The organism is Brachybacterium sp. GCM10030267 (assembly GCF_042666875.1).
Classification (GTDB): domain Bacteria; phylum Actinomycetota; class Actinomycetes; order Actinomycetales; family Dermabacteraceae; genus Brachybacterium.
Genome location: NZ_JBHTCX010000010.1, coordinates 63162 through 77006 on the forward strand (window position 1 = coordinate 63162; position 13845 = coordinate 77006).

14 protein-coding genes are annotated in these 13845 nt (G+C 71.9%); 10 read left to right on the forward strand and 4 right to left on the reverse strand.

From position 1 onward, the window contains the following. Positions 1 to 10: 10 nt before the first annotated feature. Positions 11 to 1018: an ABC transporter permease gene (locus ACFQS2_RS08535; RefSeq protein ID WP_377016261.1), complete on the reverse strand. Its 1008-nt coding sequence runs from the start codon at positions 1016 to 1018 to the stop codon at positions 11 to 13. A gap of 4 nt (positions 1019 to 1022) precedes the next feature. After that, on the reverse strand, positions 1023 to 2015 hold the full coding sequence (locus ACFQS2_RS08540) for an ABC transporter permease (protein ID WP_377016259.1): 993 nt from the start codon (positions 2013 to 2015) through the stop codon (positions 1023 to 1025). A 300-nt stretch (positions 2016 to 2315) separates the two neighbouring features. On the opposite strand from ACFQS2_RS08540, the gene ACFQS2_RS08545 reads away from it, so the two are divergent. Beyond that, complete coding sequence (locus ACFQS2_RS08545; protein ID WP_377793371.1) at positions 2316 to 2633, forward strand: hypothetical protein; 318 nt, start codon at positions 2316 to 2318, stop codon at positions 2631 to 2633. Here the strand turns inward: ACFQS2_RS08545 and ACFQS2_RS08550 are convergent. Then, positions 2613 to 3929: a molybdopterin molybdotransferase MoeA gene (locus ACFQS2_RS08550; protein ID WP_377793372.1), complete on the reverse strand. Its 1317-nt coding sequence runs from the start codon at positions 3927 to 3929 to the stop codon at positions 2613 to 2615. The two genes, ACFQS2_RS08545 and ACFQS2_RS08550, sit on opposite strands and share 21 nt — an antisense overlap. Before the next feature lie 227 nt (positions 3930 to 4156). On the opposite strand from ACFQS2_RS08550, the gene ACFQS2_RS08555 reads away from it, so the two are divergent. From ACFQS2_RS08555 to msrA, 8 genes are all read left to right on the forward strand, one after another. Further along, positions 4157 to 5143, forward strand: coding sequence for an NADP-dependent oxidoreductase (locus tag ACFQS2_RS08555; protein ID WP_377016253.1), 987 nt, complete (start codon positions 4157 to 4159; stop codon positions 5141 to 5143). A gap of 90 nt (positions 5144 to 5233) precedes the next feature. Beyond that, entirely contained in the window at positions 5234 to 6514 is a 1281-nt protein-coding gene (locus tag ACFQS2_RS08560) for an SAM-dependent methyltransferase (protein WP_377793373.1), read from the forward strand. After that, complete coding sequence (locus ACFQS2_RS08565) at positions 6511 to 7203, forward strand: DUF4129 domain-containing protein (protein ID WP_377793374.1); 693 nt, start codon at positions 6511 to 6513, stop codon at positions 7201 to 7203. The genes ACFQS2_RS08560 and ACFQS2_RS08565 overlap by 4 nt, the downstream gene beginning before the upstream one ends. Then, complete coding sequence (locus ACFQS2_RS08570; RefSeq protein ID WP_377793375.1) at positions 7200 to 7715, forward strand: hypothetical protein; 516 nt, start codon at positions 7200 to 7202, stop codon at positions 7713 to 7715. Before ACFQS2_RS08565 ends, ACFQS2_RS08570 begins: the two co-directional genes overlap by 4 nt. Then, positions 7712 to 8701, forward strand: coding sequence for an AAA family ATPase (locus tag ACFQS2_RS08575; protein WP_377793376.1), 990 nt, complete (start codon positions 7712 to 7714; stop codon positions 8699 to 8701). Before ACFQS2_RS08570 ends, ACFQS2_RS08575 begins: the two co-directional genes overlap by 4 nt. Further along, positions 8698 to 10086 carry a DUF58 domain-containing protein gene (locus ACFQS2_RS08580; protein ID WP_377793377.1) on the forward strand — a complete coding sequence of 463 codons (1389 nt, stop codon included), beginning with the start codon at positions 8698 to 8700 and terminating at the stop codon, positions 10084 to 10086. Before ACFQS2_RS08575 ends, ACFQS2_RS08580 begins: the two co-directional genes overlap by 4 nt. Next, entirely contained in the window at positions 10086 to 10634 is a 549-nt protein-coding gene (locus ACFQS2_RS08585; RefSeq protein ID WP_377016241.1) for a hypothetical protein, read from the forward strand. Before ACFQS2_RS08580 ends, ACFQS2_RS08585 begins: the two co-directional genes overlap by 1 nt. 80 nt (positions 10635 to 10714) lie before the next feature. Further along, the gene (gene msrA / locus ACFQS2_RS08590) at positions 10715 to 11410 is read left to right on the forward strand and encodes a peptide-methionine (S)-S-oxide reductase MsrA (protein WP_377016239.1); all 696 of its coding nucleotides are present in this window, start codon (positions 10715 to 10717) and stop codon (positions 11408 to 11410) included. 24 nt (positions 11411 to 11434) lie between these two features. Here msrA and ACFQS2_RS08595 read toward each other — a convergent pair whose 3' ends face one another. Beyond that, on the reverse strand, positions 11435 to 12262 hold the full coding sequence (locus ACFQS2_RS08595) for a hypothetical protein (RefSeq protein ID WP_377793378.1): 828 nt from the start codon (positions 12260 to 12262) through the stop codon (positions 11435 to 11437). A gap of 122 nt (positions 12263 to 12384) precedes the next feature. Here ACFQS2_RS08595 and ACFQS2_RS08600 point away from each other — a divergent pair, with 122 nt between their 5' ends. Further along, positions 12385 to 13818 carry a DUF2079 domain-containing protein gene (locus ACFQS2_RS08600; RefSeq protein ID WP_377793379.1) on the forward strand — a complete coding sequence of 478 codons (1434 nt, stop codon included), beginning with the start codon at positions 12385 to 12387 and terminating at the stop codon, positions 13816 to 13818. Positions 13819 to 13845: the final 27 nt, after the last annotated feature.

Consider the following 13845-nt stretch of genomic DNA (forward strand, 5'->3'; position numbering starts at 1 on the left):
CGGCTTCCCCTCAGAGTCGGCTGGAGCCGCTGGTCGGGTCGAGGGCGTCGCGGAGAGCTTCACCCATGAGGTTGATGGAGATGACGAGCACCGCGAGGATCGCCGCCGGCGGCATCCAGGTGTAGGGCGCGGAGATGTTGTAGTCCTGCAGCACCGTGCCCAGCGAGACCTGCGGGTACTGGATGCCGAAGCCGATGAACGACAGCCCGGTCTCCCCGAGGATCGCGGCGCTCACGCCGAGCGTGGTGTCGATGATGATCCAGCTGGCGATGTTGGGAATGATGTGCCGCGTCATCGTGATGATCGGGTTGACGCCCATGAAGCGCGACGCCTGGACATACTCGGTGCGCACCAGCTGCTGGGTCATTGCGCGCAGGACGCGGGCGGTGAGCATCCAGGCGAAGCCGGCCAGCAGCGGGATCATCCACAACCAGGTCGCCTGCTGGAGCACGGGGCTGAACAGCATGAGCAGCAGCAGGGAGGGGATCACCAGGAACAGGTTGATCAGGTTGACGAGCCCGCCGTCGGCGAGTGCGCCCCATGTGGACTTGCTGCTGACGTAGCCGGCGACGACGCCGACGACGAGCGCGAGCAGGGAGGTCAGCAGGGCGGTGCCGATTCCGATCACGAGCGAGATGCGCAGGCCCTGGAGGGTGCGCGCGAAGATGTCCAGGCCGTTCTCGTTGACGCCGAACCAGTGGTAGGCGCTCGGACCCGTCAGGGCGTTGCGGAGGTCGCGCTCGAACGGCCCGTACTGATAGAGCATCGGGCCGAAGATCGCGAGCAGCACCAGCAGCGCGAACGAGATCATCCCGATCCAGGCACTGGGACTGCGCAGGAAGCGGCGGCGCAGGAGCACCCCGCGGCTCATCGACTCGAACGGGTCCGCGGTCGGCTGGTCCGCGGGCGCAGCGGCGTCCTGCGACCCCGACTCGAGGACCAGGTTGGCGTCGGGCTCGGTGCTTTCTCGAAGCTGCGCGGCGTCGTCGCTCGAGCGGATGTCGTGGGAGTTCGTCATGGTCTCACCGGATCCTCGGGTCGAGCGCGCCCTGCAGGATGTCAGCGAGCGTCGCGGAGAGCAGCGTCAGGATGGCCGTGTAGAGCACGACCCCGGCCGTGCCGTTGACGTCGGCCATCCCGATGGAGGAGATCGCGAAGCGGCCGATGCCCTGCCAGTTGAACATCAGCTCGACGAACAGGGACCCCGAGAACGCGGCCCCCACGGCGAAGGCGAAGTACTGCCCCATCGGGATCAGCGCCATGCGCAGCCCGTGCCGCGTCATCGCACGCCCGCGGGTGAGCCCCTTTGCCCGGGCGGTGCGGAGGTAGTCGCTGCCGAGGACGTCCAACGTGGTGACCTTCATGTATCGCGAGTACGAGGCGGCAGCGGTCACGGCCAGGACGATCGTCGGCATCACCAGCGCTTTGACCTGGTAGCGGATCGACTCCCAGGACCCGGGCTCGAGCAGCGGGTTGATCGGGTTGATCGCCGGCAGGCCCCAGCCGGTGCTGTCCATGATCGCCTGGTTGGCCTGTTGCACGATCAGGATGATCACGGGGGTGGGCAGGGACAGGACGAAGAAGGCCAGCAGAGTGGAGGCGCGGTCGTCGAGGGAGTCGCGACGGACCGCGGCGATCATGCCGAGCACGACGCCGACGACGGTCCCGATGATGGTGCCGAGCAGCACGAGCCGGAGGCTGATCGGGATCCTGTTGGCCAGTTCGTCGACCACCGGAACCATGGCCTTGTTGGTCCCGGTGGTCACGCCGAGATCACCACGGACCAATCCCCCGAGCCAGGTGGCGTAGCGCTCGAACAGAGGGGTGTCGGGATTGACGTTGCGCGCGTTGAGATAGAGCTGAGCACTCTCGTACGGGACCGGTTCGGTCGCCGCCGGCGGGTACAGCACTTCCTCCGGATGCATGAGGGAGGCGGCCAGCAGGTAGGCGAAGCTGGTGGCGACGAAAGCGAGGATCGCGTACGTGAGCACCCGGATCGAGACGAACCTAATCACGCTGTCTCCTGGGCAAGCTGTCCGGCATATCCTCTGTCTTCCTCTCCGTACCTGCAGGGTCGCGTCCTGCAGTACTTCGTGACCGGGAGTCCGCGTCGAGGCGGGCCCGCTACGACCCGGGATCATCACGGGACGCCGACCACATCTGTGTGGCTCGGTGAGGGTTCCCCACCCTGGGCCTGTCGATGTGCTCCGGGTCTCACCCGGTTCGCACCCCGGACACGATAGCGCCCCGGGACCCGGCAAAAGTGCCTCAACCGGGCCGCCAGGCACCAATTGACAGCCGGTTATGCTCGAATCGTGACCTTCCTGCACCTCCTCACCCTGGCACTGGGCGTCCTCGCCGCCGTCGCGGGGGCCGACCTCCTCGGCAGGAAGAGCATCGGCCCGTGGCCTATCGGGCTGCTCGCCCTCGCCCTCGTCCCCGTGGCCGGATGGCTCTACAGCGCATGGCTGGCCGCCCTGACACTCGGACTGGCGCTCGGCGCCGGCGTGGTCATGATCGCCTCCTGGACACGGACCTTCGTCGATCGCCGTCGATCGCGCCGCGAGATGTCCCGGCAACAGGCTGACGCACGCGACCGCCAGCTCGAGGTGTCAAGCGAAGGCGGCCGGTGAGCCGGCCGCGAGGCGCATGACACGAACGTGGTCGCCTTCCGGCAGCTCCGCTCCGGTGGCGAGCTCAAGCAGCACCAGAGCGTCGGCACGCGCGAAGGGCAGCAGTCGACGCCCCGGTAAGAGTTCGACCCAGGCCTCACCGTCCTTCTGGCTCAGGCGTCCCGGCAATGCATGCAACGTCCTGGCTGTCGGCTCGGCCCGCGCCACGCGGTTCGGCCCCTTCCCTGACGTGCGTGGCCGGGCTCCCTCTGCTGCGGCGGCGAGACGGGCTCGGGCGATGCCGGCTTCCCCGGCCAGCAGAGGCCGCGCGAACAGGTGGAATCCGACGAGGGCTCCGACTGGCGTGCCGGGCAGATGGATTACAGGCACGCCTCCAGGACCGGTGCCGAACCCCTGCGGTCCGCCGGGGCGCAGGGCGAGGTGGGCGAAGTGTGAGGTGCCGCGACCATCCGGTCCCAGCGTCGCCTTGACCACGTCATAGGCGCCGTAGCCGATGCCACCTGTCGTGATCACCAGGTCCGAATCCTCCGCGGCCCGCTCCAGCGTGCGCTGGAACTGCGCTGGAGCGTCACCGCTGCGGAGTGTGCGCGCTGTGTGGCCGAGCTCAGCGACCGCGGCGGCGAGCATCAGACCGTTGGAGTCGCGGATCCCACCGGGTTCCGGCACGCCGTGCCGGCCGTCGACGACCTCGTCACCGGTGACCAGCACACCCACCCGCAACCGCGGCTGCACCGTCAGGGTCGGGAGGCCCAGAGTCGCGGCGAGACCGACGAGACCGGGGCCGACGACGTCGCCGGCTTCGGCCAGCACGCAATCGCGGGCGACCTCCTCGCCCGGTCCGCGCACATGGCGACCCGGTCGCATTTCGTCCGGCGGAGCAATGCGAACGGTGGTCGGAGCCTGGCCGGCGGGTTCCGCGTCGGTCCGTTCGATCTCGACGACGGAATCGGCTCCCGCCGGGATGGGCGCGCCGGTCATGATCCGGGCGGCGGTACCGGTCGGCACGTGGGGCTCCGCCGCCCCCGGCCGCGTCGCGGTGGCCGGCAGATCGGCGATCACGGGCAGCTGGACGGCATCTCCGTCGGCCAGATCGCTCGCGTGCACGGCGAAACCGTCCATCGCCGATTCGGCGACCGCCGGGAGATCCTCCGGCGCCCGGACCGGTTCCGCGAGTCGGCGCCCGCTGGATTCGGCAAGCGGGATCGGCTCACCGGTGCGCACCGGCCGCAGGCGCCCGGCCGCTGCTTCGATCAGCGAGGCGCGCCACCGCCACGGGTCGATGCGGTCAGCGGACATGGTTCTCCTCGGGGTGCTCCGTCTCGTGCTCGGGGTCCGCCGCTCGGGTGGGTCGTGACCGGGCCGGGACACGCAGTCAGGCCGAGATCGGATCGGGGCCGGCATCGCGGCCTGCTGGCAGTGCTCGCCCGCGATCATCCCACGGTCCCCGGACTCGGGCCCCGAGGCCGTCCACAGCCCGGCGCCGCATCCTGCCACCGGCCCGCCCGTGGGTGCATGATGGATCCATGCGCGAGATCCGATTCGACCGCTTCGGCGGCCCCGAGGTCCTGACCCTGCACACGGACGCCCCGAGCCCGCAGCCCGGGCCCGACGAGGTGCTCGTGCGCGTGGCCTACGTGGGGCTGAATCCGCTGGACTACAAGCTGCGCGACGGCTCTTCCGGCAAGGCGAAGGAGCTGGAGCTGCCGGCGGGCACCGGTCGCGAGATGGCCGGCACGGTGATGCTCGCGGGTTCGGGCCTCGATGATGCCGAACTCGGGTCCCGCGGCCTCTCCCCCGGCACCCGCGTGTTCGGGATGCGCGCACCCGGCGACCTCCGGGGAGTGGCCGCCGAGGTCATCGCGATCGGCGCCGACGAGCTCGCCCCCATCCCGGACGAGGTCCCCGACGAGGACCTGCCCCGCTGGGCCGGCCTCGCTCTGGCCGGCCTGACGGCCATCGCCACCGTCCACGACACCGCGCAGATCCAGCCGGGCCAGACGGTGCTCGTCCACGGTGGCAGCGGCGGCGTCGGCCAGCTGCTGATCCCGATGGTGCTGGAGGCCGGCGCCGAGCGGGTCTGGGCCACCGGACGGGCGGCGAACGCCGAGCGGATCCGCGAGCTGGGCGCGACGCCCATCGCCTACGACGCCGAGGACTGGGAGGCCCAGATCCGTCAGGAGACCGGCGGCCGCGGGGTCGACGTCGTCCTCGATACGCACTACCACTCGACGTTCGAGCCCAGCCTGGACCACCTGGCCGAGGGCGGGCTCGCGGTCGCTCTGCCCACTCTGGCCGACCTCACCCCCGCGCACGAGAAGGGTGTGGAAGCACGGGTGCCGCAGATCAAGACCGGCCGCGACCGGCTGGACCGCCTGGTCCAGGGCATCCGCGCCGGCAACTATCCGCTCGAGGTCTCCCAGGTGCTGCCGCTGAGTGAGATCGCCGAGGCCCATCGCCTCCTCGAGGACGGCCACACCCGCGGCAAGCTCGTGCTCGACACGTCGGCCTAGGCTGTTCCGCGGGGTGCCCGGCAGGGCGAGGGATCCTCGACCGCCGAACCGGTGACCCGGGACACATGCCCACCAGGTAGCCTGGTCGGCATGGTTCCGCCCTCCCCCGACGACGCTGACGCCGCGGTCCAGGCGCTCGAGCCTGTCCTCCAGCCCGCCGGATGGGCACTGCTGAACTCCCTGCCGCCGTACCGGGAGCAGGATGCCCTCCGCCAGGGCGCACGCCTTCGCGAGGCCGGGTACTCCGCGGAGCTCGTCTCGGCCGTGATGACCCAGGCACGGCTGCGCGCCAAGGCGGTCGACAAGTTCGGGGAGTTCGCCTCCTCGATGCTGTTCACCCCGCACGGCCTCGAACAGGCCACCCGACTGCCGGTCGCGGCCATGCACGCCGAGCGCTTCCAGCGCGCCGGGATCTCCTCCGTCGCCGATCTCGGCTGCGGCATCGGAGGCGACGCGATGGCCCTCGCCGGTCTCGGCCTCGAGGTCCGCGCCGTGGACCGCGACCCGCTCGCGGTCGCCGTGGCCACCATGAACCTGCGCCCCTTCCCCACCGCCACCGTGAACCTCGGCCGCGCCGAGGGCCACGACCCGACCGACACCGAGGCCATCTGGCTGGACCCGGGCCGCCGTGCCCCGGCCCGCGGAGGCACCCGCCGTCTGCACGACCCCGAGGAGTACGAGCCGCCGCTGTCGACGGTGATCGACCTCGCCCGCCGGCTCGGTCGCGGCGACGAGTTCGGACCCCTGGGGGCGAAGCTCGGCCCCGGCATCGATCGCGACGACCTGCCAGCCGAGACCGAGGTGCAGTGGCTCTCCTTCCACGGCCAGGTCCTCGAGGCCACCGCCTGGTTCGGTCCGCTGGCGCGCCCCGGCGTCACCTCGTCGGCCGTGCTGATCGACCGGGACGGGGCGCACCGGCTCGATCACGGACCCGACGCCACCGCGGACCCGGGCTCCGGCCCGCTCGGCGATCATCTCTACGAGCCCGACGGCGCCGTCATCCGTGCCGGGCTCATCGGGCGTCTCGCGGCCGACCTGGACGCCCACACCGTGGATCCGACCATCGCCTACCTCACCGGTGACCACCGGATCGACACCCCCTTCGCCCGCGGCTACTCGGTGCGGGACGTGATGCCGTTCGGCCTCAAACGCCTCATCTCCTACCTGCGCGAGCACCATCTCGGCGTCCTGGAGATCAAGAAGCGCGGCACTGCCGTGGAGCCCGACGAGCTGCGCCGCAAGCTGCGCCCCCGCCGCTTCGGCAACGAGTCCGCGACCCTGATCCTCACCCGCATCGCCGGTGAGCAGGCCATCGTGATCGCCTCTCCGCACGGCTCGCCGTCCCCGCCGTCACCGGATCCGCTGCCGTGAGCCGACGGGTCGTGGCGCTCCTGCTGCTGGTCGCCGCGCTGGGCGGGGTGGGTCTGGCGACCCTCGGAGCTGCCGCGGACCGCGGCTCCGGCCCCACGTTCGTCGGTCGCACCCAGCCGGAGTTCGAGCCGCCCCTGCGCGAGAGGGAGCCCTCGCAGCCCGACCTGCCCAGCCTGAGCGAGCCGGCCGCGCCGCCGCAGTCCGACGGGAGCTCCACCGGGATCGCGATCACCCTCTGGGTGCTCGGCACTCTCGTGGCCGCGCTGGCGGTGTGGCTGCTGCTGCGGATGCGGAAGCTGGCGCGTCCCACCCCGGCCGTCGCCGCCGACGCGGTCGAGGACGAGCTGACCGCCGCGCAGGCGCAGGCCGCATTCGAGGATGCCCGAGCCCAGCTGTCCACGGTCGTCGACGCCCACGATGCCGTGATCGCCGCCTGGCTCGCGCTGGAACGGGCGATCGCCGAGGCGGGCGTGCGCCGCAGTCCCTCCCAGACCACGCTCGAGTTCGTCGTCGCAGTGCTGGGCACGCTGGAGCTGGACCGCTCATCCCTGGACCGCCTCTCCCAGCTGTACCGGCGGGCATTGTTCGACCCCACACCGCTGGCCGAGAGCGACCGCGACGAGGCCCTGACCCTCCTGGACCGCCTCACCGCCGATCTCGACGCGCCGACCGAGAGGCGATCGCCATGATCGCCGCGATCCGTCCGCTGCTGCCGCTGCTCTGGCGGGTCGCCGTCGCCCTCCTGGGGACGTTCGCGGCCCTCGGGCTCTGCGCCCTGGCCGGGCTCCTCATCCCCGTGCCGATCCCGATCGCCCTGGGCCTGGCCGCCGGAGTCCTGTGGTGGCTCCTCCACGTCGGGATCGCCCGCGCGGAGCCGCTGTACACCCCCGAGCTGGATCTCGAGACCGGCTACATCCTCCCCGACGCCCAGGACATGCGAGTGCGCCGCCTCGAGGACCTCATCCACGGCGCCCAGCCGAATCGCCGCATGACCTCCCGCGGCCTGGCCCGAGTGCTCGGGGACATCGCCGACGAGCGCGCCCGCGATCCGAATGCCCCGCCGCTGAGCTCCGGCCTGCGCCGGCTGATCGCCGACGCCCGCCACCCCGACCCGCAGAGCCATCCCGTCGGCCCCATCGACCGGCGCGCCCTGCACCGCTATCTCCGAGAGCTCGCCGACGGCGAGGAGAGGGACCGATGACCGACCCCACCCCCATGAACGCCTCCGAGGCCACGGCCGCCGCCCAGGCCGTGCTCGACGCCGTCGCCACCGCCGTGGTCGGCAAGCGCGAATCCCTCGAACTGGTGCTGACCGGCATCCTCGCCGGTGGCCACGTGCTGCTCGAGGACCTGCCCGGCCTCGGCAAGACCCTCGCGGCACGCTCCTTCGCCCAGGCGCTGGGGCTGCCCTTCACCCGCGCCCAGTTCACCCCCGACCTGCTACCGGCCGACCTCACCGGCGCGGAGGTGTTCGACCAGCGCACCGGAGAGTTCGTGTTCCGCCCCGGACCGGTGTTCACCGGCCTGCTGCTGGCCGACGAGATCAACCGCACGCCCCCGAAGACGCAGTCGGCGCTGCTGGAGGCGATGCAGGAGCGCCAGGTCTCCGTCGAGGGCACCACCCGCCCCCTGCCGCAGCCCTTCCACGTGCTGGCCACCGCCAACCCGATCGAGCACGAGGGCACCTATCCGCTGCCGGAGGCGCAGCTGGACCGGTTCCTGCTGCGACTGTCCTTCGGATATCCGACCGCCGAGCAGGAATGGGACGTCGTCTCCCGCCGGTTGGACCGGCGGCGGGAGGAGCAGACGGTCGCCGGGGTGCTCGACGGCGCCGGGCTGCTGGGCGTGCAGGCAGCGGTCGAGGACGTCCACGTCGAGGACTCGGTGGGCCACTACGCGGTCGAGCTGGTCGCCGCCACCCGCACCCATCAGCATGCCCTGGTCGGGGCCTCGCCCCGCGGTACGCTCGCCCTGATCACCTGCGCCCGCGCACTCGCGGTGATCCGCGGGCGGACCTTCGTGGTGCCCGAGGACATCAAGGCCCTCGCCCATCCCGCGCTGGATCACCGCGTGACGGTCAAGCCCGAGCTGTGGCTGCAGAACGCGACCGGTGCCGGCGTGGTCGAGGCCGTGCTCGGCCAGGTGCCGGTCCCCGCGGCCGTCGACCCCGTCGGCACGCCGACGTGAGCGCCGGGACCGACGCCAGGCGCAGGGGTGTCCGGCGAGATCAGCCGGCGGAGAACCACCGACCCCGGCTCCCGCTGGTCCGCACCCGGCCGACGGCCGCCCTGGTGCGGGCCGCCGTGGTCGGCTGCACCGCGGTGGGCCTGGCGGTGCTCGTCGGCCGGCCGTTGCTGATCCTCGCCGGGCTGCCGCTGCTGGCGTGGGCGCTGGTGGCCCTCGCGCGGCGCATCGCCCGGGGCGAGGAGCACGGAGTCGCAGCCCCGGAGGCGTCGGCGAACCGTCGCTCGCTCGAGGAGGGCGGTACCGCCGCGGTGTCGATGACGACCGCTCCCGGCGTGCTCACCGCGGCGACCGTCCCGATGCAGCCCCACGCCGTGTACGGACCACGGCACGGCTCCGTGGCCGGCGACGGGTCCCTGCGCCTGCGGGTCAGCGCGCAGCGCTGGGGACGCGTCCGCGTGGGCCCGATACACGTGCTGGCCACCGATGCGTTCGGCGCCTTCCGCGCCCAGCAGCAGCTGCCGCCGCTGGAGGTGCAGGTGGTGCCGTCCTCGACGGTGCTCGACGCGCCGACGGAGGTCCCCACGCCCATCGGGATCAGCGGCATGCACCTCTCCCGCCGGCGCGGCGATGGCACCGCCCTCGCCGAGGTGCGGGCGTTCCGGCCCGGGGACCGTCTGCACCGCATCAACTGGCGCGTCACCAGCCGCACCGGGCAGCTGCACACCAATGCCACGTTCACCGAGCAGGACACCGACGTCCTCATCGTCACCGACACCATCGCCGACATCCCGCCCGCCCCCTGGGCCGGCGAGGAGGCGCCCACCAGCCTGGACATGACCGTGCGCGCCACCTCGGCGATCGCGCGCCACTACCTCACCACCGGGGACCGCGTCGCCGTGTTCGACATCGGCCATCTCATCGGGCCGGTCCGTGCCGGGACGGGGCCGCGCCAGCTGCGCGTGCTGACCGACGCCCTCTCGCGCGCCGGACGGGCCGACGGCCGCACCCGTCCCTCGCGCCGCCTGCACACAGTGCGCCCCGGAACGCTCACGGTCGTCTGCTCGCCGCTGCTGAGCCCCGATGCCGTGACGCAGATCGGCACGCTCGTCGCGCACGGGGCCGACGTGATCGTCGTGGACACCCTCCCGCCCAGCATCGGGGACGTCTCGGTGCTGCGGGGCAAGCCGATGCGCACGGACGGCAGGATCTCCGATCGCTTCTGGCCCGAGGCGTGGGCCCTGCGGCGGATGCTGCGACAGAAGACGGTGCGCGAGCTGCGCGAGGCCGGGGTTCCGGTGACGGCCTGGGAGGGCCCCTCCTCGCTCGCGCCGGTGCTGCTGTCGTTGTCCGCCGCGCGCTCGGCGCCACGGATGAGGAGGTCATGATGCGCCTGGGCAGAATGCTGGATCCGGTGGCCACCCTGCTGCTGGGGCTGTGGACCGTCAGCGGCAGCCAGTGGGCCCTCCGGGCAACCGGGCTGATCGCCATGGCGATCGCTGTGGTCCTCACGCTCCCGGGAGGGCTGTTCGTGCATATCGGCACGGTGCTGGTCACGCTGGGCGTCGGCCTGTCGGTGCTGGTCCAGGTGGTCAATCCGGACAGTGACATCGGCCTGCTGGCGCCCCTGGTCATCATCCTCGCCCTCGTGGGCCAGGACGAGCTGACGCTGGTACGCGCCGCCGGCGTGGGGGTCGCTCTGCTGGTGTCGCATTCGGCGTTCGCGCTGGCTGCCACGCTGCCCGCGCATGGCGTGTTCGAGCGCTCGGCCTGGTCTCTCGGCGGGCGCGGATTCGCGGCGGTCCTCGCTGTCAGCGTCGTGGGCGGAGTCGTGGTGCTGGCGCTCTCCGGGCTCCAGTTCGGTCCGTGGATGCTGGTCGCCGGCGTCCTGGCCGTGCTCGCCCTGCTGGCGACGGTGCTGCCCCGCACACGGTGATCCTTCCGCGCCCGGCCCTCCCCGTGAGAAGCGTCCCTGGCCTCTCCCGCGCGCGGCCGCGCAGGGCTACCGTGAACGGCATGTGGCAGATGATGGATCTCCTGTATGCGCACAAGAAGGACATGGTCGCGCCGGAGGATGCTCTCCCGGGTCGCGATGCGTATCCGTACCGGCTCGAGCGCGAGCATCTCGTGCTGGGCACCGACATGCTCGGCCCCGATGCCCCCGCGGACCCGCGCCCGTGGCCGGCGGGCAGCGAGGAGATCATCCTGGCCGGCGGCTGCTTCTGGGGCATCGAGCGCATCGCGTGGCAGATCCCGGGCGTGCACACCACCTCGGCGGGGTACGCCGGCGGCTACACGCCCCACCCCACCTACGAGGAGGTCTTCTCGGCTCGCACCGGTCACGCCGAGGCGGTCCGCATCATCTACACCGGGGGCGACGAGACCCTGCGCGCCCTGCTGACGGAGTTCTGGCAGCAGCACGACCCGACCACGGCGAACCGCCAGGGCAACGACGTCGGCACCGAGTACCGCAGCGCCGTGTACTGGACGTCCGAGGCCCAGGGCGAGCTCGTGCGCGACTCCGCGGAGCGCTACCAGGAGGCGCTCCACGGCGCCGGCCGCGGGAGCATCACCACTGAGCTGAAGCCGCTGGCGGAGGCCGGGGACGGCACGTACTACACGGCCGAGCCGGAGCATCAGCAGTTCCTCGCGAAGAATCCCGGTGCCTATTGCAATCACGGGTTCAACGGCGTCGCCTGTTCACTGGCGTGACCGGCGTGGCAGTCGCCGGCGAGGTCAGTCCGGCCGGTCGGATTCGACGCGCAGCGTGAGCTCGTCGGGGCTGGGCAGGACGAAGCCGGGCGAGGCGAGGTGCTCGAGCGCCTGCTGAACGCGCCGCTCCCCGTCCGGCACGGTGACACTGAGCAGGCTCAGCATGCCGTCGCTGATCTGCAGCCGCACCAGGAAGCGGATGCCGGCACGCGTGAACTCCCCGGTCACCGGCCAGGTCTGATTCCGGGGCACGGCGAGCCGCTCGGGCTGCTCGACAACGATCTGCACGTCGCTGCTGAGATAGCCCGGGTCGACACTCCGAGCGGTGGCGAGCTGGTCGCGCAGCGTCCGGGCACCGGGAAGCATCGGCCCGTCGTCGGGGGTCTCCAGCAGCGCCGCCGCGAGTGCCCTGGCCTCGCCGGGAAGATCGGCCAGTTCCGGCTCGTCGAAGATCTCGTCGATCGAGCCCCAGCGATGGCTCTGGCCCTCCACGCTCGACATCCCGTACAGCGCCACCGTGGCGACCGCACCGAGCGCCGCCAGCATCGGACGGGCCCGACGGACTCCCGCGCCCCGCATCCCCTCGATGATCGCCGCATCGACCCGTTCGAACGCGCCCATCATCCCCAGGGTGACGCCACCGGTGACGATGCCGTCCCGGACCGGGTCCAGCAGGGGCTGGTCCCGGCGGGCGGCATCGGCCACGATCATGCCGGTCGTCGCCGCGTACCCGAGGCGATAGGCCGCGTGGGACCACGGCCCCAGACGGCGATGCTCGATGAGGCCGAGAGCCCCGACGGCCCCGGCCGCAGCGGCGATGCGGAGCAGTCGGCCCCCGGAGAGCGTGGTCATGACCGAATACTAGAGTCTCCGTCCGAGCGAATCCTGCGCTCGAGCTCCGCTCCGGGCGCGCGGGCGGTGACGTGGCAGCCAGGAATCCGCGGAGCACGGACCGGCCGTATACCCTCGCCCCCGTGAACCTCGCCGCCCACGCCTCCCGGCCGGAGCGGGTCACGCCGCGCCCCGGTCGCGGTCACCAGCGGACGCGTCGCCTGGTCCCGCCGCTGCTGGCCGTGCTCGCGACGCTCGCCTACGGGCTGCTCGGTTCCCAGCAGTTCCACCATCTCGTCGCGCGCTCCTGGGATCTGGGGATCTTCACCCAGCTCGCGCGCGCGTACGGCGAGCTGCGCGCGCCCATCGTCCCCATCAAGGGCGATGGCGTGAATCTCCTCGGCGATCACTTCCATCCGATCCTGGCCCTGCTGGCCCCGGTGTGGTGGGCGTGGCCCTCCGGGGAGGCGCTGCTGTGGACCCAGGCCCTGCTGTTCGGCCTCTCCGCCATCCCTCTGACGCGCCTGGCCATCGATCGGCTCGGCGCGCCGCTCGGTGCGCTCGCGGGCGCGGCGTACGTCTTCTCCTTCGGCCTGCAGTCGGCGGCCGCGGTGCAGTTCCACGAGATCGCCGTCGCGGTGCCGCTGCTCGCCCTGTCGCTGACCGCACTGCTGCGCCAACGGATGCTGGGTGCGATCCTCTGGGCCGCGCCGCTGGTCTTCGTCAAGGAGGATCTGGGGCTGACCGTCGCGCTGCTGGGCGGCATCATCGCCCTGCGTCACCGCGAGTACCGCACCGAAGGACTCGGCCTCGTCTGCTGGGGCGCCGGCTGGTTCATCACGGCGACGTTCGTGATCCTGCCGCTGCTGAACCCGGCAGGGCAGTACGACTACACCGACAACCTCGGCTCTCCGTTCGAGGTGTTCTGGCCGCCGATGAAATGGCTGACCGTGCTCATGCTGCTGCTGGCCGCGGGGCTGATCGGGGCTCGCTCCCCGCTGATCGCGCTGATGCTGCCGACTCTGGCGTGGCGGTTCACCGGGACGGTGGAGTTCTACTGGGATTGGTACTGGCACTACAACGCGATCCTGATGCCGATCGCGCTGGCAGCGATGCTGGATGCGCTCGGGGACAGGCGCACGGGACGGGCCACGGCCTGGCTGCGTGAGGATGCACCGATCCCCGTGCGCCGTATCCGGATCACGGCGGTCGCCGCCTCGGCCGCGGTGACGCTGGTGCTGGCCGGGGCGATGCCGGTCCTGGACATCTTCCGGCCCCAGAAGTGGGAGCCCACCTGGCGCGCCGCACCGGCCGCCGAAGCACTCGAGGCAGTGCCCGACGGCGCGGTGCTCGCGGTCGACATCACCCTGATGGCTCACGCGGTCCCGGATCATGACGTGCAGTGGACCCACGGGCCCAATCAGCGCGTTCCCGATTGCGTGCTGAGTGATCGCTACGCCTTCTCCTGGGACGGTCGCCCGCCCGATGACGTCGCGCTGTGGGCGCAGCAGCGCTGGGGCACGGAGTACGAGACGACCTACGAGGACGGGGGCTTCACGGTCGTCTGCCGGCCGTAGGTCGGCAATCGGAGAGCCAGCAGGCTG

Excerpts from the sequence above, each read along its gene's own strand:
- ACFQS2_RS08575 (WP_377793376.1), top strand. The coding sequence starts at position 7,712 with ATGACCGACCCCACCCCCATGAACGCCTCCGAGGCCACGGCCGCCGCC.
- ACFQS2_RS08555 (WP_377016253.1), top strand. The coding sequence starts at position 4,157 with ATGCGCGAGATCCGATTCGACCGCTTCGGCGGCCCCGAGGTCCTGACC.
- ACFQS2_RS08535 (WP_377016261.1), bottom strand. The coding sequence starts at position 1,018 with ATGACGAACTCCCACGACATCCGCTCGAGCGACGACGCCGCGCAGCTT.
- ACFQS2_RS08595 (WP_377793378.1), bottom strand. The coding sequence starts at position 12,262 with ATGACCACGCTCTCCGGGGGCCGACTGCTCCGCATCGCCGCTGCGGCC.
- msrA (WP_377016239.1), top strand. The coding sequence starts at position 10,715 with ATGTGGCAGATGATGGATCTCCTGTATGCGCACAAGAAGGACATGGTC.
- ACFQS2_RS08550 (WP_377793372.1), bottom strand. The coding sequence starts at position 3,929 with ATGTCCGCTGACCGCATCGACCCGTGGCGGTGGCGCGCCTCGCTGATC.
- ACFQS2_RS08585 (WP_377016241.1), top strand. The coding sequence starts at position 10,086 with ATGCGCCTGGGCAGAATGCTGGATCCGGTGGCCACCCTGCTGCTGGGG.
- ACFQS2_RS08560 (WP_377793373.1), top strand. The coding sequence starts at position 5,234 with ATGGTTCCGCCCTCCCCCGACGACGCTGACGCCGCGGTCCAGGCGCTC.
- ACFQS2_RS08570 (WP_377793375.1), top strand. The coding sequence starts at position 7,200 with ATGATCGCCGCGATCCGTCCGCTGCTGCCGCTGCTCTGGCGGGTCGCC.